At 60.4% G+C, this 18,839-nt stretch carries 20 protein-coding genes; 2 read left to right on the top strand and 18 right to left on the bottom strand.

Annotated elements, in window-relative coordinates; genetic code table 11:
* Window positions 1-68: 68 nt before the first annotated feature.
* The 11 genes from ACXYMP_RS09710 to ACXYMP_RS09660 form a co-directional block, all read right to left on the bottom strand.
* The gene (locus ACXYMP_RS09710) at window positions 69-509 is read right to left on the bottom strand and encodes a VOC family protein (protein ID WP_458905942.1); all 441 of its coding nucleotides are present in this window, start codon (window positions 507-509) and stop codon (window positions 69-71) included.
* A 66-nt stretch (window positions 510-575) separates the two neighbouring features.
* Window positions 576-1,274: a DUF4386 domain-containing protein gene (locus tag ACXYMP_RS09705; RefSeq protein ID WP_458905940.1), complete on the bottom strand. Its 699-nt coding sequence runs from the start codon at window positions 1,272-1,274 to the stop codon at window positions 576-578.
* Between the two features lie 26 nt (window positions 1,275-1,300).
* Window positions 1,301-2,200, bottom strand: a complete 900-nt coding sequence (locus ACXYMP_RS09700) for an EamA family transporter (protein ID WP_458905938.1) — start codon at window positions 2,198-2,200, stop codon at window positions 1,301-1,303.
* 22 nt (window positions 2,201-2,222) lie between these two features.
* A complete protein-coding gene (locus tag ACXYMP_RS09695) occupies window positions 2,223-2,372 on the bottom strand; it encodes a hypothetical protein (protein WP_298565213.1) in 150 nt (49 codons plus the stop codon).
* A gap of 12 nt (window positions 2,373-2,384) precedes the next feature.
* Entirely contained in the window at window positions 2,385-3,023 is a 639-nt protein-coding gene (locus ACXYMP_RS09690) for a DsbA family oxidoreductase (protein WP_458905935.1), read from the bottom strand.
* Entirely contained in the window at window positions 3,023-3,646 is a 624-nt protein-coding gene (wrbA, locus tag ACXYMP_RS09685; RefSeq protein ID WP_458905933.1) for an NAD(P)H:quinone oxidoreductase, read from the bottom strand. Before wrbA ends, ACXYMP_RS09690 begins: the two co-directional genes overlap by 1 nt.
* A 108-nt stretch (window positions 3,647-3,754) precedes the next feature.
* Window positions 3,755-4,642, bottom strand: coding sequence for a LysR family transcriptional regulator (locus ACXYMP_RS09680; RefSeq protein ID WP_458905931.1), 888 nt, complete (start codon window positions 4,640-4,642; stop codon window positions 3,755-3,757).
* Window positions 4,643-4,819: 177 nt separating this feature from the next.
* Window positions 4,820-5,485: an ankyrin repeat domain-containing protein gene (locus ACXYMP_RS09675; protein ID WP_458905929.1), complete on the bottom strand. Its 666-nt coding sequence runs from the start codon at window positions 5,483-5,485 to the stop codon at window positions 4,820-4,822.
* 57 nt (window positions 5,486-5,542) lie between these two features.
* Complete coding sequence (locus ACXYMP_RS09670) at window positions 5,543-6,025, bottom strand: GlcG/HbpS family heme-binding protein (RefSeq protein WP_298565227.1); 483 nt, start codon at window positions 6,023-6,025, stop codon at window positions 5,543-5,545.
* A gap of 91 nt (window positions 6,026-6,116) precedes the next feature.
* A complete protein-coding gene (locus tag ACXYMP_RS09665; RefSeq protein WP_298565230.1) occupies window positions 6,117-6,725 on the bottom strand; it encodes a response regulator transcription factor in 609 nt (202 codons plus the stop codon).
* Complete coding sequence (locus ACXYMP_RS09660; protein ID WP_458905926.1) at window positions 6,722-8,236, bottom strand: sensor histidine kinase; 1,515 nt, start codon at window positions 8,234-8,236, stop codon at window positions 6,722-6,724. Before ACXYMP_RS09660 ends, ACXYMP_RS09665 begins: the two co-directional genes overlap by 4 nt.
* Before the next feature lie 315 nt (window positions 8,237-8,551).
* On the opposite strand from ACXYMP_RS09660, the gene ACXYMP_RS09655 reads away from it, so the two are divergent.
* Window positions 8,552-8,776 (top strand): alpha/beta-hydrolase family protein, encoded by a 225-nt coding sequence (locus ACXYMP_RS09655; RefSeq protein WP_298565234.1) that lies wholly within the window; start codon window positions 8,552-8,554, stop codon window positions 8,774-8,776.
* Window positions 8,777-9,035: 259 nt separating this feature from the next.
* Here ACXYMP_RS09655 and ACXYMP_RS09650 read toward each other — a convergent pair whose 3' ends face one another.
* The 7 genes from ACXYMP_RS09650 to iolD form a co-directional block, all read right to left on the bottom strand.
* The gene (locus ACXYMP_RS09650; protein WP_458905923.1) at window positions 9,036-11,033 is read right to left on the bottom strand and encodes a CocE/NonD family hydrolase; all 1,998 of its coding nucleotides are present in this window, start codon (window positions 11,031-11,033) and stop codon (window positions 9,036-9,038) included.
* 210 nt (window positions 11,034-11,243) lie between these two features.
* Window positions 11,244-12,233 (bottom strand): inositol 2-dehydrogenase, encoded by a 990-nt coding sequence (gene iolG / locus ACXYMP_RS09645; protein ID WP_458905921.1) that lies wholly within the window; start codon window positions 12,231-12,233, stop codon window positions 11,244-11,246.
* A 1-nt stretch (window position 12,234) separates the two neighbouring features.
* Entirely contained in the window at window positions 12,235-13,065 is an 831-nt protein-coding gene (locus tag ACXYMP_RS09640; protein ID WP_458905919.1) for a class II fructose-bisphosphate aldolase, read from the bottom strand.
* Window positions 13,062-13,904 (bottom strand): 5-deoxy-glucuronate isomerase, encoded by an 843-nt coding sequence (locus ACXYMP_RS09635; protein ID WP_298565246.1) that lies wholly within the window; start codon window positions 13,902-13,904, stop codon window positions 13,062-13,064. Before ACXYMP_RS09635 ends, ACXYMP_RS09640 begins: the two co-directional genes overlap by 4 nt.
* Window positions 13,905-13,915: 11 nt before the next feature.
* On the bottom strand, window positions 13,916-14,893 hold the full coding sequence (gene iolC / locus ACXYMP_RS09630; RefSeq protein WP_458905916.1) for a 5-dehydro-2-deoxygluconokinase: 978 nt from the start codon (window positions 14,891-14,893) through the stop codon (window positions 13,916-13,918).
* A complete protein-coding gene (locus ACXYMP_RS09625; protein WP_298565252.1) occupies window positions 14,890-15,729 on the bottom strand; it encodes a phytanoyl-CoA dioxygenase family protein in 840 nt (279 codons plus the stop codon). Before ACXYMP_RS09625 ends, iolC begins: the two co-directional genes overlap by 4 nt.
* Window positions 15,729-17,597: a 3D-(3,5/4)-trihydroxycyclohexane-1,2-dione acylhydrolase (decyclizing) gene (iolD, locus tag ACXYMP_RS09620; RefSeq protein ID WP_458905914.1), complete on the bottom strand. Its 1,869-nt coding sequence runs from the start codon at window positions 17,595-17,597 to the stop codon at window positions 15,729-15,731. Before iolD ends, ACXYMP_RS09625 begins: the two co-directional genes overlap by 1 nt.
* Window positions 17,598-17,720: 123 nt before the next feature.
* On the opposite strand from iolD, the gene ACXYMP_RS09615 reads away from it, so the two are divergent.
* The gene (locus ACXYMP_RS09615; RefSeq protein WP_298565258.1) at window positions 17,721-18,824 is read left to right on the top strand and encodes a Gfo/Idh/MocA family protein; all 1,104 of its coding nucleotides are present in this window, start codon (window positions 17,721-17,723) and stop codon (window positions 18,822-18,824) included.
* The last annotated feature ends 15 nt before the right edge of the window (window positions 18,825-18,839 follow it).

Genomic DNA, 18,839 nt, shown 5'->3' with positions numbered 1-18,839 from the left:
AAGCAGCATGCGACGGGTCAATTTGGCTAGCGGGTAGCGAGCTTAGACACCGCTACGAAAGGCGTGATTCAGCGTGGGTCTTTCGCAACGAGTTCCACGGTGTTGCCGTCCGGATCGAATGTGAAGACCCCGCGGCACCCGACCCAATCAAATGTTTCCACGTTGTATTCCAGCCCAAATTTCTCATACCAAGCGATGACCGCATCTTGCTCTTCCCAAGGCAGGCTAAGCGCAATGTGATGGAGCGAGGAGCCCGGACCCGTCGCGGGGGGCAACTCACCCGCCCGGGTGCGGCCTGCGCCTTCGATGTCGTGGCGAAACAGTGCCAGCACGGCGGTATGGCCGCCAAAGCCCTTGGCGATACGGAAGAAAACGATTTTGCCGTTTTCCGGGTCGTTGAGCGGTTCAAGCCCGATCACATCGCGATAGAACGCGACCATCGCGTCAAGATCAATGCACCGGATGGCGATTTCACCAAGGGCGCGGACAGTAAAGCCTCGTTCAGCCATAAGACCTCTCCTGACTGGTGATGATAGGATAGATTGCACGGTTTTGAAATCTGCGCCACACGGCGTTCAGTTTTGATCCAGCTCCAGTAAATTGGGGTTCCGCTGGAGGAGCAACCGGACGCAAAACGCCGTTTCCGCAAGGATTGTGACGCCATAGATCGGGGTGAAGCCTGCGTGAAACTCGGGGGCGAAGAAGCGCAGCCCACTTCCGATCAGATAGACCGCTCCGGCAACTGCCAGTCCGGCCCCAAAGGCGCGGTGAAACAGACCTGAATGCCAGACAAGCACGCCCATGATCAGGCTGTTCACACCGAAAAAGACAAGTCCCAGATCATAGCCGTGAGCGTGCAGGTTGAGAAGCAGCAGCGCGAGGGCAGCGTGATCCGCAAGACCATCCGTGCTGGCCAGAAACAGCCACGCAGCCTGCAAGGCCATGAGATTGGCGGCGATCAGCACGGTCTGGATCAGGCGAAACACCATGGCCGAGAGCGCAAGACCCGGCGCGACAGTTCGGAAGACCAGATAGAGCAGCACGGCAAGCCCCGCATCGCTGAGCGCCATCAAAAGGTCAGCGGCGATGGCCAGCCGGAACTGAACCGGTGCAGCGAGGATGGAACGGGCCGTGCCAGCAGCGTTTTCGAAGTCGACGAGCGGACCACGAAGCCCAAGCTCGGCGCCAAGGCCAGTGACAATGATGATGAGATACAGCAGTCCTGCCAGGCGAACCTTCCGCGCGACGTCATTTGTCAGGGTAAGATTGAACATTCTGAAGATCCTTTCTTGAGTTGCAATCAGGCGGCTTTGGCCCTTGTCGGGGCAGGGCGCACCGAGGCATCGCCAGCACGTGGACGGTTCGCGCGCTGGCCCGCCCAGACAGACCCAAGCACGATCACCGCACCGGCGAATTGCATCGGTGACAGCGCTTGTTCCAACCAGACCCATCCAAGGATCACCGCCGTCACGGGGCTCATCATACCCAACATCGAGACAGCGCCCGGCTCAAGTCGGGCCACACCGCGAAACCAGATCGCATAAGTCACCGCTGCGCCAATGAGGCCAAGCCAGCTTAGGCCGAGAAGGTTCGTCGTCGTGAGCGGCGGCAAAGGTGGCTCGATCAAAAGCGCGATCGGCAACAGGATCAGCCCACCCGCCGTCAACTGCCACGCCGTGAAGCTGAGCGCGGGAACGGGCGGCTGCCATTTGCGGCTCAGCACGGTGCCCGCCGCCATTGAAGCAGCTCCGCCAAGTCCGGCGGCGATGCCGATGGGATCAAGGCGCGCCTCTGGTCCGATTAGCAACTGGGCCACTCCGATGACACCGGTTGCAGCTGCGGCCACCGCCCCGGCCCTGATTGGTGTTCCAAGCCAGCCGCGGGCCATCACGATGACGATCATGGCTTGCACGGAACCAAGTGTCGCCGCGACCCCGCCCGGCAGCCGATAGGCGGCCACAAACAGCAGCACCCAGAACAGCGCAAAGTTCAAGCTGCCAAGCAGGAAAACCCGTCCGAGCCAGGCGCGCGGTGGAAAGCAGCGCGTGACGGCGAGAAGCAACAGCCCGGCGGGCAGGGCGCGCAGCGCGGCGAGCGTCACCGGATAGCCCGCAGGCAGCGCCTCTGTGGTGACAAGGTAGGTGCTGCCCCAAATCGCGGGGGCGAGCGCGGTCAGAAAAATGTCGGTGGTGCGGGTCATGGTTGATCTCCGGGTTAGCAGCTCACCAGAGGCGGCGAATATGGTCGCGCGGGTGTTCCGGCCATGTCTCAAGGCCAATGTCGCGCATCATGTGGGGTGACAGGTCGCGGGTTGCGCCACGTGGAAGGTGGCGGCGGTGTCGGACCTGCGTGCGGCGGAAGAACAGGTTCATCAGGGTCTCCTTTCAAGCGGTTAGGCGAAGGGCGGCACGCAGTTGCGCGGCCAGATCCTCGCGCGGTCCGTTGACAAGGCGTGCGCCGGTCTCACGGACGATGAGGGTTGGGATAGAGCGGACTTGAAGTTGACGGGCATGTTGCCTGTCGGTTTGGACTGCCCGCGCAGTGTCAGGGTCGTCAAAAGCCTCGGCGAATGCGGCATTTTCAAAGCCGAGCTCTCGTGCCACGGCCAACACGGTCTGGGGGTCGGCAACATCACGTGCCTCGGTCAGATGGGCACGTTGCAGCCGGTCGAACATGTCCCAGTGGGCAGCTTGCCCGCCGAGCCGTTCCGCCGCCTTGCACCCCAGTGCAGCGGTCAATCCGTGTGGGTAGTCGAACGGGGCGGACCGCATGGCGACGATGTCGACCAACTCAGGCTGGTCACTGACCCGGCGGCAATTCACCCAGTGCCCAAGAATGGTTTCGCGTGCGTCTTCCGGGTTTCCCCAGCGCGACGCCATTTCAGAGCGGCTTGCTTGCAGGACAAAGGTCCGATGCCGGATGTCGAGGTCAAACTCGGCGGCCAAGCTGCGCATTCGCGACGAGATATTGAAGCACCAGCAGCACACAACGTCGTGGAAAAAATCTATGGTGAGCGAGGCCATCACGCGGCCTCCTCATGTAGATTTGCGCCAGCCAGGCGCGTGGCAATCCGGGCCACATGCGCACCTTGGAAGCGCGCGCCTGCAAGGTCGGTCTCGGCGGGCGTGCGCGATCCATCTGCCCCGGCAATGGTGCCTGCCCCATAAGGTGCGCCGCCCACGATGCCATCGGCGGTGGTCTGACCGGCGAAGGTGTAGGGCATCCCGGCAATCAGCATTCCGAAATGCTGAAGCGGGATCTGGGTGGACAGAAGCGTCGCCTCATGCCCGCCATGCTGCGAGCCGGTCGAGGTGAAAACACCAGCCACCTTGCCGACCAGCGCGTTGCGTGCCCAAAGGCCACCGGCCTGATCAAGAAAGCTCTTCATCTGACCAGCCATCATCCCAAACAGGGTAGGCGTGCCGAAGATGATGGCGTCATAGCTTTCCAGATCAGCGGGCGTCGCGATCTGGGTGTCGTCGTCGATAAATCCAGCGTTCTGGCGCACGGTCTCAGGCACCGTTTCAGGCACACGTTTCAGATCGACATGGGTGCCAGCGATGCTGCGCGCCCCTTCGGCTTCGGCTTCGGCAAGCGCGCGGACATGGCCATAGCTGGAGTAGTAAAGAACAAGAATGCGGGTCATTGGATCCTCTCAGGGTGTTGGCGTTTCGATGCCTAAGAGGATGGGGGATGGGGTGGACGGGATTAACCGGCCGGTTCTCACTTCATTCTTTACGCTGGTTGAAGAATGTCAGCCATGCAGGACCGCGCGCAGATGGTCAAGAAAGGCCGTCACCTTGGCGTCCATCCCCAACCGCGACGCTGTCACAGCAAAAATCTCGGGTGATGGAAGTTCGTAGTCTGGCAACACGCGCACAAGTTCGCCGCGCGCCACGGGCTCGTTCGAGACGAAATCCGGAAGTGTGCCGAGGCCTTGGCCCGCGATCAACAGGTCGCGCAAGACAAGGCTGTTGCCGACGCGGACAGGTGGATCAAGATCAAGCGTGATGGTGTCAGAAGGTCCGTGCAAGGTCCAAGTGGTCAGGTGATCTGCAAGCAAGAAACCGACCACCCGATGATGCACGATGTCCTCTGGCTTGCTCGGAACACCGGCTTTTTCCAGATACGCGGGTGCTGCGAATATCCGCTGGCGCATGGTGCCGACCTTGCGCGCGACCAGTGCCGAATCCGGCATTGTGGCCCGGATGCGGATCGAGACGTCGAACCCACCCTCGACCATATCCACCACGCGATCATCCAGAGAAAGCGTCAACCTGAGCTCAGGATAGGCGTCGAGAAAACCCGGTAGCAAAGGCGCGATAACTGTCTGGCCAAAGGAACTGGAGGCGTTCACCTTAAGATGACCGCGCACCGCCCCGGCACCGTCGCGGATGCGGTTTTCGACCCGGGCCACGTTGTCGAGGATGCCGGACGCTTCGTCGTAGTAGATCTGCCCAGCATCCGTCAGCGACATGGATCGTGTCGTCCGCGTCAGCAGCGTGCTGCCCAGACTTTCCTCGAGCAACTTGATCTCTCGGCTCAAGAGGGCCGGAGAAACGCCCAGATCTTCCGCCGCCCGCGCAAAACTGCCGCGTTCAACGATGCGGCGAAAGGCGTGCATGACAGAAAGCTTGTCCATCTCGGCGGATACTCGGTCAGGTTTGTCCGCGACCCAAGATCAGCCGCGCATCTGATCAAATAGCACAATTTTTCGGGCAATGCGAACGGCCTGACCTTTTGGCATTGGCGTGGCAAAACACGCTCGATGTATCTGGTTTTGCGTCAATTCGTTAGATTTTTCGCAATGGATCAACTGTCACCTTAGAAGCGTGACCATGTCTGCATAACCACGCGCCGTTGCGTGCTGAAGTGGCGTTACACCGTCGCGATCACCAATGGATTTGTCAGCGCCTGCCTCTACTAGAACTTCGACCGTCCGCACGTGATCTGGTCCGCCATCCCCCAGTACCACAGCCTCGATCAACGCGGTCCACCCAAGATTGTTGACGTGGTCCAGCGGTGCGCCGCCGGCGACCAGTCGGGCGACGACGTCGTGGTGGCCCAGATGCGCCGCAGCTATCAAGGCCGTTCCGTCGTAGACGCTGGTGACGAGGTCCGGCCGATTGCCAACCTGCATGGCCAACGACACCAGTTCAGGATCGTTCGCGACAGCGGCAATGGTCAGAACATCGTAGACACGGTCTTCCAGCGCATTCATATCCGCACCACCCTTGGCGAGAGCAGCGACAACGTCGTCATGCGAGGCGAAGGCGGCGACATGGGCGGGCGTTCGGCCCGCGCGATCTCGTGCATCTACATCTGCACCTGATGCGATCAACCGGTTGACATCGTCCAGGTGCCCTTCGTGGGCTGCTAGATGAAGCCCGGTGTAAGACGCTATGTCTGAGGTTGAGGGTGCTGTCTGTGCATGGGCCACGCCAGTGAAAGCAAACGTGGCGGCTATGATCAGGAAACGAAGCATTTGATTGACCTTTCACATGCGGTGACCCGCCCCGAACAGGGGCAGGTCATGTTTGGTTTATTCGGCGCCAATGGTATCAAGGCCTGCGCGCGCGCAAGTCTCGTCAATCGCGCCTGATGGTGCGCCACCGACACCGATGCCACCCACCAAGGCACCACCGATCTTGATCGGCAAACCACCGGCTTGAATGACCAAACGGCTGTCCATATCGCGCAGGCCGTCGTTTTCAGGGTTTCCACCGATGAAACCGGCCAAGCCGGCAGTGTCGCGGCCCATGCTGGCGGACGTAAATGCTTTGCCCGTGCTTGACCCGACGGAGTGGGGGCCTGCGTTGTCGGCACGCAGAATGACCTTGGTCACGCCGCTGCGGGCGACAATCGCAACGCTGACGTTGTGACCTTCGGCGGCACACGCATCGACAGCAGCCTGTGCCGCTTGGGTGGCCATGTTGAGCGGCAGGTAGGGTGCGGATGGCAAGTCCTGCGCAAACGCAGCAGCAGGTGTGAGAAGAGCGGCGGCAAGTGTAAGTGTACGGATCATTGGATATCTCCCTTTGTGTGACTGATGCACCTTGTCTAGGGACAACGGGTCGACCGCGATATTCGTAGCCACCCCAAGGATATCCGTAGTTCTACGGGTCTACCTGCGCATCCAGCCAGAATCGCGTGAGTTCCGCCGCAGAGGACGTGCCTGCCTTGGCTGCAATCGCGGCACGATGGCTTTCGACCGTGCGCGGCGACAGGCCAAGCGCGTCTGCGATCTGCTTTGTCGTCAGCCCTTTGGCAATCATGCCCAAGACTTCTTGCTCACGAACAGAAAGCTGGGTGATCAGCGCAATCGCTTCGGCATGTTCTTCCAAGGCTTGCTGCCGTGCTTCAAGTTCTGCATGGCCCTTTTGGATGGCGTCGATCAGGTCCTGCTCGTCAACCGGCTTGCTGAGGAAGTCTATCGCACCATTACGAAACGCTCGTCTGCACGCTTTGATATCACCGTGACCACTGATCACGACAGTGGGCCATGTCATGCCTTGTTCGGTCAGTTTCTCTTGCAGCTTCAACCCCGAGATTGCGGGCATCCGGATGTCAAGGATCAAGCATCCCGGTGTCAGCCCGGGCGCTTGGTTCAAGAACGTTTCGGGCGACGCAAAGCTGCGCACGTCCAAGCCGACCGTTTCAAGCAGAAGGGTCAGCGCCTTGCGGATGGCCTCATCATCATCGACCAGATAGACGTGCTTTTTCATGACGAGGCTTTCTGTGGTGAAAGCGGCAGGGACAACCGAAACGTCGTCTCGACCGCTTCGGATACCAGTTCAATTTCGCCGCCCATTTCCTCGACCAAGCGTTGGCACAGCGCCAGCCCAAGGCCCGTTCCGTCTGATTTTCCGGTGACAAACGGTTCAAAGATGCGTGTTCTTATCGCTTCGGGCACGCCCGGCCCGTTGTCGATGACGTCCAATATCGCAGTGCTACCATCGATATCAGCTTTGATCGTGACGTGCGCCGCATCCGAGGCATCAAGTGCGTTGCGAACCAGATTGAAGACAACCTGTTCCAACTCGACCGGATCGGCATCAATCAGAAGCGGTGCTTCGGACAGAGACAGCGTAATTGTGGCCCCTTTGGCCGTGGCGTCCGATGCCAAAAGACGCTGCACACTATGAACGGCATCCTGAAGCGCGCAGGGTTCTGAAGCTGCACGGTTGGGTTTGCTCCAACGCCTTAGCCGGTCAAGAATGTCGGCGGCGCGCTGCGCCTGTGTCACTGTTTCGTCCAGTACCGAGCCCAGGCGTTCAGCGTCGCCCCGCCGGACCAAATGGCGACCGGCCTGGGCTTGGCTCAGAATGGCCGTTAACGGTTGTGCCAATTCATGCGCCATCCCGCTGGCCATCTCTCCCATCGCATTCACCCGCGACGCGTGCGCCAGACGCGTCTCCTGTGCGCTGAGCTTTGCGCGACTTTCTGCATCCGTTCTGCGTGCCCGTTGCCTGACGCCAAATGCCGCAAGAACAAACAGAGCTGTCGCGAGCGAGATGGCAGCCAGCGCTTTGCCCAGCGGCAAGACGTCTGCCACACCGATTGTCAGGGCGGTTTCAAGGATCAAAGGTTGGGACGCACTTCCCAGTGGCTTTGTGAACCCCACCGAGTCGGGTGAAGCCTGACCAACAAGCGCCTTCTGCCCGTCCGGTGTCAAAAGGCGAAGCGATACGGACGGGCGTTGCCAAAAGGGGTCGTCAGTCTCGACCAGCGCGCGGGCATTGATGATCAGCGCCAATCCATAACGAGCCGCATCTGTGTTGGGCGTGCGCTTCACAACCATGTAGTTGCCGGGCATCGTCGGCACTTGCCCAATCCCCAACGCACCTGTCGAGTTGCGGGCCAGTTGAACGACCTGCGCTGCATCCTCGGTCGTAAGTCCGGGCTGTGTTTGCATCGCGGGCTCGGATGGATCAAACGGGATCACATTCACCGATGTGATGCGGGAATAAAAGCGCATGATTGTTGCGGCCACATCCAGGAACAAGTCCTGACGCTCGACCCCGCCTGCCACAAAAATCGCTGACAGCGACGTCAGATGGGCATCATGCTGATCTGCGCGTTGTGAGGCCAAGCGGTGAAGCGTCGCGCTTTTGACAGTCAGTTCGCGAACCAGACTTTGCCGTTCAAGAAACGCCAACCCACCAAGCACCACGGCAACGGCAAGTGCCCAGAGCCACAGGTAACGTGAGATGTTATGTGAATTTGAAGCGGTCATGCCTACTTCTCGCAGGTGAAGCCGCAATCACCAATCCGTATTTCTACGGTCTGCTCAACGCCAACCCGATTCGCCAAGCAAGGATCGTGTGCCGCAAGCCACTCTGGCCGACGCGAGGTATGCGCGAGCAAACACCCCGATCAACATTTCTGAATTGCCGCTGGTTCACGAAACGCAACTTCAGAAATTAATCTGCAATGGTCCGTCCAATGCAGAGACGGTGTTGATGAAGCGGACAGCCTCGTCTGTGCGAACGGACAAATCCTGCGCCGCTTTTTGGGTAGGTGGAAGATTGCCTTTTAAGAACCAGCATCAATGTTCCGCGCGCCGGAATGGATGAGAGAGCTTGCTGCGGTTGATGTCTCGCCCGGTATGAAATTCATGCCCGTCGTCACCCAGTTCCAACTTGCCGTTGAAATGGCGCTGCAAACTCTGCACCCGATGGACATGGTCACGCCTATTTTGGCCCTGACTATGTCCGACCGCGGGTCGCGGTCACAGACCCGGACAATTGGAGCGAAGCGGACAGTGCAAGATTAGCGGCTCATTGTGACGGCGGTTTGCGTCAAGGATGTGGGGACTAATTTCCGATCACTGTCGGGTTTGGCGCTGCTGGTTCGACGTGTATGTCGCGCTTGGGAATGCGGCCCTTTGCTTTGAAAACCTTGAACCCTCCCTTTCGCAATCTGCCTTGTCCAATTTCTGCTGCCTGGTCTCAATATTCGCTGTCGACGGCATGCCGTTGCCCGTGCGCGTTCGGCGCCAGAGGCGTTGCGCACCCTGCCACCGATTGAGATGCTCAGATCAGATCGCGGGGGATGACCTTGTGCCATGTGCGATTGCGCAGTTCGTCGCCGTTTTCCAGCACGCGCAATGTGCCGTCGAGGTGGAATTCAGTCTTGGTCGAGGTCAGTTCAAGCCGGGTTTCGGTGCGGATGTTCCAGCCGTCGCGGACGGTGTCATAACTCTGCTCGATGACCGAGCGGGCTGACAGCGGGTCGTCGTCCCGGATGCGCAGCTCGCGCCGAAGGGAGTGGGCGGTATGGGTGCCGATATCGTCAAAGCGCAGAACACCTTCGCCGAACACGCCGCCGACGCCATCGGTGATATAGACCGTTTCGCCCGTCATGTGATCCTGCAGACTGGTGCGGGCGATGGAGCCGGGATCAAGCTGGGTGACAGGTGTAAGCGGCCCGTGCGCGGGGTCAGGGAAGGTCATCTGGTGCACGTCGCCACCTGCGCGGCGGGGCAGGGACAGGCAGGCATCTTCCAGCGCGACGGTCAGGGTCGCGGCATAGGGCGCGGGCCAGACGATGGGCCAATAGGCGGTGCCGACCGAGACGCGGATCCTGTGCCCCTTGGCGAACCGGTGGCCGCACATATTCAGCGCGACACGGACCTTGGTGGGCTTGCCGGGCTCCAGCGGTTGCGGGTGGTCGTGCCCGTCGCGATGGGTCAGGTTCAGGACCTGATAGCTGACGCGCAAGACCTCGCCCGTTGGCAGAATGTCGCACAGGCGCACCGCGATTTGCGCAACTGGGCTGTCTGATGTCAGCGTCAGGTCAAGATGGGGGCGGCCCAGAACCTCGACCTCGTCTGTCAGGATCTCGGTGTCGAAATTCAGCGACCCGCCATCGTCAAGCCGTTGGTCGGTGGGCATTTCACCGGGCACACCGGCGGCCATCCATTCGCCCGCTGCCTTGCCGTGGCTTTGCGGCGAGCGGATCGAGAGCTCGCCCGCGCCGGGTTTCCCCGCAAGCCCCGATTTGGTCAGCCACAGGGGCATTGGCGTGACCTCGTTTGAGGGCCATTCCACCTCACCGACCCAACGGCCGGGTTGCATGGGGCGGCTGCCATCGGGCAGGGTGGCGTCGTTCACATAGGCGCGCAGCTTGGGCTCATCCATCACGCCGGTGTCGATGCCCTTGAGCCAGTGATCCCACCAGCGCACGGCCTCTTGCAGCCAGCCCATCGCGGGGCCGGGGATGCCGTCATGGGGATAGACATGGCCCCATGGGCCGATGATGCCACGACAGGGGACCGAGAGGTTCTCCAACATCCGCGGGACCGAGTTGGTATAGCTGTCAGCCCAACCCCCGAAGGCCAGAACGGGGCAGGTGATGGCAGCGTAATCTTCCTGCACCGAGCCATGTTTCCAATAGGCGTCATAGCGTTGATGTTCGGCCCAAAGGACGGGGAAGAAGGGCAGGTCGTCGATGCGTTTCAGCCAATCTTCGCGCCAGCAATCGCCGACAATCTCGGGGTCCAGCGGGCGGGCCTGATAAGCCAGCATGATTGACCCCCACCACTGGTTGTCGTTCAAAAGGCAGCCGCCCATGAAGTGAATGTCGTCGCGGAACCGGTCGTCGGTGAAATAGACCGGGATCACGGCCTTCAGTTCCGGTGGGCGGCGGGCGGCGACTTGCAGGCAGTTGAAGCCGCCCCAGCTTTTGCCCATCATGCCGATATTGCCGCTGCACCACTCCTGCGCGGCGATCCAGGACAGAACCTCCAGCGCGTCGTCCTGTTCTTGCGGCAGATATTCGTCTGCCATGTGACCATCGGAGTCGCCCGACCCGCGCATATCGACCCGCACCGAGGCATAACCATGTTCTGCAAAATAGCCGTGCATCGGCTCGTCCCGCACGCGGGTTCCGTCGCGTTTGCGATAGGGGATGTATTCCAGAACCGCTGGAACGGGTGTATCGCGCGCGCCTTCGGGCAGCCAGATGCGTGCGCCCAGACGGCAGCCGTCTGACAGGGTGATCCAAACATGCTCGAGTATTTCGGTGGCCATTGCGAATACCTTTCACTTTGCCTGCTTCATCAAAGGCTATCCTGTGCCGCGTGGCGCAGGTTGTCGACCGATGAATTGTTGGCGCGGCTCCACTCACAGGGAAGTTTGCGCCGTGCCCACAGAGCTAGAGACTGAAAAGACAGCCAAGTCCGAGTTGCCCGAGGTGTCCGCCTCTGGGATAGAAGCTGATATTTGCGACAAACGCGCGGATTACGCCACGGACAGAGGCGTTCCCTGCGCCAGCGAACTTGTCGCAGCGTCCGCCAGCAATTGAGCCCGCAGGCCGTCGATGATCCCTGGAAAAAGCGGTTTGCTATCCAAAACGCCGCGCACGAAGTGCAGCATCTCGGCGCGGTAGGCCGCCTCGTAGCGTTCCAAGAAGAAATGTTGCGCGGGCGCTTTGCGAAAGCCCGCCTCCGACGCGATCTCGACCGTGTTTTCCAATATGTTTTCGGCGCGGATCATGCCCTTCGACCCATGCACCTCGATCCGTTGGTCATAGCCATAGGTCGCGCGACGCGAATTTGTAATCTGGCAAATCTTGCCACTGGCAGTGGTCAGCGTCACGGCGGCTGTATCGACATCCCCGGCCCGCCCGATTTCTGAATCAACCAAGGCCGACCCAACCGCGTAAACGCTGACGGGTTCCTCGCCCAACAAAAATCGCGCCATGTCCAAGTCGTGGATCATCATGTCACGAAACAGCCCGCCCGAGCTTTTGATATAGCTGATCGGGGGCGGCGACGGGTCGCGCGACTGAATGGTCACGATCTCGACCGCGCCGATTTCGCCTCCGGCAATGCGCGTCTGAACATTTGCGAAGTTCGGGTCAAAACGACGGTTGAAAGCGGTCATGAAGGGGACGCCGGATGTCTCGACCACCTTGATGCAATCACGGATGCGATCGGCGGACATATCGACGGGCTTTTCGCAGAAAATGGCCTTGCCGGCCCGAGCGGCGGCGTGGATCAGGTCGTAATGGGTGTCCGTCGGGGTGCCGATGACGACCGCGTCAACCTCGGCACTGTCGATCAGGGCTTGGCTGTCCAACACCTGCGCGCCAGTTTGTGCGGCCAGCGATTGAGCAGGCTCGGCGAAAGCATCGGCCACCGCCGAGACGCGCACGCCGTCGATTTGGCCGATGGATCGCGCATGCACTTGCCCGATGCGGCCGCAGCCCAAAAGTCCAACTTTCAGCATCTCAAGCTCCTTTGAAGGCTTGTAGCACCCGGCGCGTGGCAGCCACCACCGGGTCATGCGTTTCTTTCAGGATCTGCACCCGGTCGAAACGAGTGGGATCGGCGTTCACAGCATGACGAAGGGCTTGCCCAAAGACCATGCGCAGTTCTGTGCCGATGTTGAATTTACAGATGCTGGAAGTTCGGGCAAGCGCCGTGCGTTGCGCCACCGGCACGCCAGACCCACCATGGATCACCAATGGGACGCTGGTGACGGCCTCGATGGCGCGAATGCGATCCATGTCCAGACCGCCTTCTTTGTCCTGCTGCAAATGCACGTTGCCGACCGAAATCGCCATGGCATCCACGCCGGTGTCACGGGCGAACTGCGCCGCCTCTTCCGGGTCTGTCCCGGCCGAGGTTTCGCCGCCCGAGTAGCCGACAAAACCGATCTCACCCTCGCAGGATACGCCAGCCTGATGGGCCATCTGGACGATGGCAGCGGTCTGTCCGATGTTCTCGGTCAGCGGTTTGCGCGAGCCGTCAAACATCACCGAGGTGAAACCGCTGTCGATCGCGATCCGGCAATCCTCAGCCGTGTAGCCATGGTCCAGATGGGCCACGACTGGCACGGTCGCGTTTTCTGCCAAGTGGCGAAACATACGGCCGAGTATGGGAAGCGGTGTGTGTTCGCGGCACGATGGTCCAGCTTGCAAGATCACGGGCACTTCCTCTGCCTCGGCGGCTGCAACGAAGGCGCGCATATCTTCCCAGCCCAGCGTGACCAGCCCGGCCACGGCATATCCGTGCTTCAACGCGGGCTGAATCACGTCTGACAAGGTCGCAAGGGTCATTTGAACTTTGCCACCATGTCCATGATGCCAGGGATCGTGTGCAATTGGGCGGCGTGGGTCGGTTGGAAATACTGTTTCAACGACCGCTGCGAAAGCCCCCCAAGGATGGTGAAATAATACATCTCATAACCCGGCAGAACGGCGCAGGGGTGGTATCCCTTGTCGATCAGAACGGTTGAGCGGTTCATGATGTGATAGGCATCGCCCGGTTCGTTATCTTCGCGCTGCAACATCTGAACGCCGGAGCCATAGTCAGGGCGGAACCGGAAGTTATAGGTTTCGTCATGACGGGTTTCGTCGGGCAGGCGATCGGTGTCATGTTTGTGTGACGGAAAGCCAGACCAGCCGCCTTGGCCGACTGTGTACAGCTCGCTAACCAGCAGTCGACCGACTTGATCGTGGTGGTTTGCACCCAGTATGTGTTTGATTTTACGATGCGTTTTGGTGTCGTCAGACCCGTATTGCACCAAATCAATCGCGTCACCCCGCACGTCGAACGGCTCCAACACCTTGTCGAATTTCGCCCCGGCGATGAAGACCTCGGTGGCGTCGGTGACACAGGTGATGCGCGCATGTGCCCCGGTGGGAACATAGACGCCTTCAGGCTCGCCGTCCCAAACGTCGACCGTCCGGTTGCCCAGTGCCGGATAGGCCGCGCCGTCGACATCTACGTCAACGGTGCCCGTCGCAGGCACGATGCAGGTCTCATATCCCGGCACGGCGTAGTCGAAGACCTCGCCCTTCTTCAGCTTGACGATGTTGAAGTAGTTCAACGGCACAAGGTCATGATCGACATCGACGATGGGCTTGTTTTGATTGTCATGGGGCGCGATATGCATTGGATATCCTTTCAGCAGTCGGTGGGGCCGGGATGCGAGGCGAGATACGCCTCAAGCTCGGCTGTATTGGGCATTGCGGGGGCGCAGCCGGGCTTGGCCACGACGATGGAGGCGCAGGCGGACCCGCGCAGAATGGCGTCGCGCAGTGCTTGCCCGTCCGCCAGAGCGGCCAGAAAGCCCGCCATGAAACTGTCGCCAGCACCGGTGGGTTTCACGGCCTTGGTGGGAAAGATGCCGGTGCGAATTTCTGCTCCATCAGCCAGTGTGATCGCACCTTCAGCGCCCATTTTATACACGACAATCGTGGCAGACGACCCGGCCAGGTCACGCGCCTTGTCTAACCCGTGCGCGATGTCTCCGGCCATGAAGCCGAATTCTTCGTCATTGCCAACGATCACGTCTGATAGGGCGCCAGCGCGTGACAGAACCTCTTCGGCAACCCTCGGTGAGGACCAGCTATAGGGGCGGTAATCCACATCAAAGATGATCGGCAAACCGGCGGCCTTGGCCAGTTCGAACGCCCGGAATGTGGCCGTGCGGGACGGCTCTGCCGCAAACACGGTGCCTGCGGTAATCAACGCGCCGAAGCTTGCATAATCGACCGCCTCGACATCCTCGATGGACATTTGAAAATCGGCAGCATTGTTGCGGTAGATAACGCTTTGATGCTCTTCGACGCGGGTTTCATAGACGGCAAGCGAGGTGCGCTCTTCGCCTTGGATGCGGCTGACATGGGTGCGGTCGACGCCGTATGCGTCCAACTGCCCTTCGCAATACCAACCCACAGCGTCGTCCGACACGCGGGTGACCAAAGCAGCCTGACAGCCGAGTTTCACCAGCCCCGCCGCGATATTGGCGCTGCTGCCGCCCATCGCGACCATCATGTTTTGTGCATTCCGCGTGCGCGTGCCGGGCGGGTCGGGGGAAAGGTCCATGCCGACCCGCCCGATCACCAGAAAATTGCGTTTCGAGATGCCATTCAGGATCACGACCGCCCCTCCGTATTTCCGGCGCGCGCGGCATCAAGCACTTCGGGATAGGGATAGTTCAATCCCAAAAGCTGGCGCATATCCGGGCTGGCCTGATCCAGGAAATCCTGCGGCAGCGCGGCGGGCATGTCCTCCATCGGCTTTACCCATTTCGGCAGGTATTGGATCAGGATGGCGCTGCGGTCGTGATCCGCCTTGTTCGGCATCGCGCAATGCCAAGTGACGCCGTAAAACAGCGCCACGTCGCCGGGCTGTCCGGTCATGCGTTCACACTTGTCGTAGAAACGATCTTCGGCGGTTGGGTATCGCAATTCCCGTTGCGATCCGGGCACATAGCCGGTCGCGCCGCTTTCTTCGGTGAACGGATCAAGCAGAACTGAAACCTGCGCATTCATGGGAAACGACCCGTTCAGGCCAACCGGATGGGTTTCGGGTTTGTGAAAGTCCCAATAGGGGTAATCCACATGCGGTTCCTGCCCGGGACCACCCGGCAAAATGCGGTTGGCCGCGATCGATCCCATGATGAATTCAGTGCCCAGAAAGGCGCGCAGGACATCCATCAAGACCGGATGCGACGCCATGCGCGAAAAGACCGCCCCCTTTGCCAACAAGTTCCAAACCCGGCGTTGCAGGTCCAGTTTGCCAGCGTCTTCAGCGGCCCCCTGAAAATGCGTTACCTTCTCGGCGGCACTTTCCGAGTGGGCCATGACAATGGCGCGCGCCTCGGCGATTTCTTCGGGCGTGAACAGGCCTGAAATACCGACGGCCCCGCCGCCATGTAGCAGTTCCTGAACAATTTCGGCGGGGTTGGCTGTCTGAGCGGTGTAGCGTTTCATCACACGCCCTTGCGCTGTTTGGAGCGGCTGCTTTCCCAGTCCTCATGTGCGGCGCGAACGCGGTCGCTGTCGGTGATATGGGGCGTGCCGACCTCCCACCACGCGTGACCTTCGGTGGTCCAGCCTTCGTAGGCATCGACCTTCATGACGATGACATGGGTGCGGTCCGACGCCTTCGCGCGACTGAAAGCTTCGCCCAACTCACTGGGGTTCGACACGGTTTCGGCAATCGCCCCTTGTGATGCTGCATGTGCTTCGAAGTCGACGCCAAAAGGCGCAGGGATGGTCGGGCAATCGGCGATCAGGTTGTTGAAGCTTTCGTTGCCGGTGTTGTTTTGCAGCTTGTTGATCACCGCAAAGCCACCGTTGTCCAGCACAAGGATGATCAGCTTTTTCCGGCTCAGGACCGACGAATAGATGTCCGAGTTCATCATCAAGTAAGACCCGTCACCGATGAAGACGATCGTGTCCTTGTCGGGCTCTTGTTCTGATTGCGCGATGCGCGCGCCCCATGCGCCAGATATTTCGTATCCCATGCAGGAAAACCCGAATTCGACATCCACCGTGCCGATGTCCAGCGTGCGCCAGTTGGCGGTAACTTCGGCAGGCAATCCGCCCGCTGCGGCCACCACGCGGTCGCGCGGATCGCACAGATCGTTCACAACACCGATGGCCTGCGCATAAGAATTCGGGCGGTTGCCGTGGGACACATTGGCGGCCACATAATCATCCCACGCCCGCCGCTTGTCCTGCGCAGTAGTGACCCAAGCGGTAGGGGCGGCGTAGTCCAAAGCATCGGTCAAGGCGGTCAGCGACAGTTTTGCGTCGCCTACCACTGGCAGGGACATATGCTTGGCCGCGTCGTGGCGGGCGGCATTCACCGATATGAATTGCGCGTCCTTAGCAAAGGCTGTCCACGACCCGGTGGTGAAATCCTGAAGCCGCGTGCCAACAGCGACGATCACATCCGCCGTTTCGGCAATCGCATTGGCGCTGTCCGATCCGGTGACACCGATTGGGCCAATGTTCAACGGGTGGGTCGCCAGCATGTTCGCGCGGCCCGCGATGGTTTCAACGACAGGGATTTGGTGGGCTTCGGCAAACGCGGTCAATTCCGCCACCGCACGCGAATATTGCACGCCTCCGCCGGCGATGATCATCGGGCGTTTCGCACCCGCGAGCGTTGCGGTCGCATCTGCGACCTCATCCGCATCCGGGGATTGGCGGCGGATGCGGTGGACTTTCTTTTCAAAAAACACTGTCGGGTAATCATAAGTCCAACCCTGCACATCCTGCGGCAGCCCCAAAAAGGCCGGGCCGCAATCGGCCGGGTCCAGCATCGTGGCAATCGCGGCTGGCAGCGACTGGACCACCTGCGCCGGGTGCGTGATCCGGTCCCAATACCGCACCACAGGTTTGAAGGCGTCATTCACGCCAAAGGTCGGGTCGTTGAAGTTCTCCATCTGCTGCAAGACCGGGTCGGGCAGGCGGGTCAGGAACGTGTCCCCGCACAATAGCAGCATGGGCAACCGGTTCGCATGGGCCAAAGCCGCACTGGTCAATAGGTTCGACGTGCCCGGCCCGGCACTTGCCGTGCAGAACATGAACCGTTGGCGCAGCCATTGCTTTGCATACCCGGCGGCGGCGAATCCCATGCTTTGTTCATTTTGCCCACGATACAGCGGCAGGTCGTCTTGCACCCCGTGCAACGCCTCGCCCAAGCAGGTGACATTGCCATGCCCGAAGATGCCGAAACCGCCGCCACACAGACGCATTTCCTGCCCGTCAACCTCGATGAACTGGTTGGAAAGCCAACGGATAATCGCCTGCGCCGTGGTCAAGCGGATGGTGTCTTGTGTCGGTGTCATGTCAACGCGAACCTTTCCGGGAAAATTCGACCCTGTGCCGAATGCAGCTTGCGAGATTTCGATTCCCAAGATACAAGTTTTGCAACCGGTTGCAAACTGTATTTCAAAATGGAAGGCAGCATCATGACCCAGATCGGGATCGGCATCCTTGGTGGTGGCTATATGGGCAAAGCCCACGCTGTCGCCATGTCCGCGGTTGGCGCGGTGTTTGATACCGGGCTGCGGCCTCGGCTGGAAATGGTCTGCGCCTCGACCCTTGAAAGCGCTGAACGATACCGCGCGGCCTATGGCTTCGCGCGCGCCACCGATGATTGGCGCGCGCTGGTCAATGACCCGAATGTCGAGGCGATCGTGATTGCCACACCACAAGAAACCCACCGCACTGTCGCGGAAGCCGCCTTTGCTCTGGGCAAGCCGGTGTTCTGTGAAAAGCCTCTGGGCGCCTCGTTGGATGACAGCCGTGCCATGGTCGCTGCCGCCGAAGCGTCGGGTGCGGCCAATATGGTTGGTTTCAACTATATTCGCACCCCGGCCAGCCAGTTCGCGCGCCAACTGATTGCGGACGGAGAGATTGGCGACGTCACTTGGTTTCGCGGCGAACACACCGAAGATTTCTATGCCGACCCCGAAGCGCCCGCGACGTGGCGCACCACGGGCGAGGCGAACGGAACAATGGGCGACCTTGCCCCACACATGATCAACGCGGCGCTCGCCTTGTTGGGGCCGATCACGCGCGTGATGGCAACCGTCGAAACGGTGCATGCCACCCGACCCGGCGGGGACGTTACGAATGACGACCACGCCCAGATGATGTGCCGGTTTGAAAACGGCGCGATGGGTCAGATGTATTTCAGCCGCATCGCGACGGGGCGCAAGATGGGTTATGCCTATGAAATCACGGGCACCAAGGGCGCGATCCGCTTTGACCAGGAAGATCAGAATGCGATCTGGCTGTATCGGATGGAGGGGCCTGAAGCCACGCGCGGCTTTACCAAGATCCTGGCCGGCCCGGCGCATCCAGACTACCTTCCGTTCTGTCAGGGGCCGGGACATGGCACTGGTTACCAAGACCAGATCATCATCGAGGCACGCGATTTTCTTGCCGCGATTGAAACCGGAAAACCCGTTTGGCCAACATTCCGTGATGGGATGGAGGTGAACCGCGTGATCGCGGCCGCCATGACCTCGTCCCGCGATGAGGCTTGGCAAGATATCGAAACGTTCTGAGCATCAGAAAGGCAC

This window comes from Aliiroseovarius sp. CAU 1755 (genome assembly GCF_054482655.1).
This window is presented reverse-complemented; position numbering and strand designations above follow the sequence as displayed.

What these genes read in the sequence shown, in the direction of transcription:
- ACXYMP_RS09710 (WP_458905942.1), bottom strand. Translation starts at nt 509, where the DNA reads ATGGCTGAACGAGGCTTTACTGTCCGCGCCCTTGGTGAAATCGCCATC.
- ACXYMP_RS09705 (WP_458905940.1), bottom strand. Translation starts at nt 1,274, where the DNA reads ATGTTCAATCTTACCCTGACAAATGACGTCGCGCGGAAGGTTCGCCTG.
- ACXYMP_RS09700 (WP_458905938.1), bottom strand. Translation starts at nt 2,200, where the DNA reads ATGACCCGCACCACCGACATTTTTCTGACCGCGCTCGCCCCCGCGATT.
- ACXYMP_RS09695 (WP_298565213.1), bottom strand. Translation starts at nt 2,372, where the DNA reads ATGAACCTGTTCTTCCGCCGCACGCAGGTCCGACACCGCCGCCACCTT.
- ACXYMP_RS09690 (WP_458905935.1), bottom strand. Translation starts at nt 3,023, where the DNA reads ATGGCCTCGCTCACCATAGATTTTTTCCACGACGTTGTGTGCTGCTGG.
- wrbA (WP_458905933.1), bottom strand. Translation starts at nt 3,646, where the DNA reads ATGACCCGCATTCTTGTTCTTTACTACTCCAGCTATGGCCATGTCCGC.
- ACXYMP_RS09680 (WP_458905931.1), bottom strand. Translation starts at nt 4,642, where the DNA reads ATGGACAAGCTTTCTGTCATGCACGCCTTTCGCCGCATCGTTGAACGC.
- ACXYMP_RS09675 (WP_458905929.1), bottom strand. Translation starts at nt 5,485, where the DNA reads ATGCTTCGTTTCCTGATCATAGCCGCCACGTTTGCTTTCACTGGCGTG.
- ACXYMP_RS09670 (WP_298565227.1), bottom strand. Translation starts at nt 6,025, where the DNA reads ATGATCCGTACACTTACACTTGCCGCCGCTCTTCTCACACCTGCTGCT.
- ACXYMP_RS09665 (WP_298565230.1), bottom strand. Translation starts at nt 6,725, where the DNA reads ATGAAAAAGCACGTCTATCTGGTCGATGATGATGAGGCCATCCGCAAG.
- ACXYMP_RS09660 (WP_458905926.1), bottom strand. Translation starts at nt 8,236, where the DNA reads ATGACCGCTTCAAATTCACATAACATCTCACGTTACCTGTGGCTCTGG.
- ACXYMP_RS09655 (WP_298565234.1), top strand. Translation starts at nt 8,552, where the DNA reads ATGTTCCGCGCGCCGGAATGGATGAGAGAGCTTGCTGCGGTTGATGTC.
- ACXYMP_RS09650 (WP_458905923.1), bottom strand. Translation starts at nt 11,033, where the DNA reads ATGGCCACCGAAATACTCGAGCATGTTTGGATCACCCTGTCAGACGGC.
- iolG (WP_458905921.1), bottom strand. Translation starts at nt 12,233, where the DNA reads ATGCTGAAAGTTGGACTTTTGGGCTGCGGCCGCATCGGGCAAGTGCAT.
- ACXYMP_RS09640 (WP_458905919.1), bottom strand. Translation starts at nt 13,065, where the DNA reads ATGACCCTTGCGACCTTGTCAGACGTGATTCAGCCCGCGTTGAAGCAC.
- ACXYMP_RS09635 (WP_298565246.1), bottom strand. Translation starts at nt 13,904, where the DNA reads ATGCATATCGCGCCCCATGACAATCAAAACAAGCCCATCGTCGATGTC.
- ACXYMP_RS09625 (WP_298565252.1), bottom strand. Translation starts at nt 15,729, where the DNA reads ATGAAACGCTACACCGCTCAGACAGCCAACCCCGCCGAAATTGTTCAG.
- iolD (WP_458905914.1), bottom strand. Translation starts at nt 17,597, where the DNA reads ATGACACCGACACAAGACACCATCCGCTTGACCACGGCGCAGGCGATT.
- ACXYMP_RS09615 (WP_298565258.1), top strand. Translation starts at nt 17,721, where the DNA reads ATGACCCAGATCGGGATCGGCATCCTTGGTGGTGGCTATATGGGCAAA.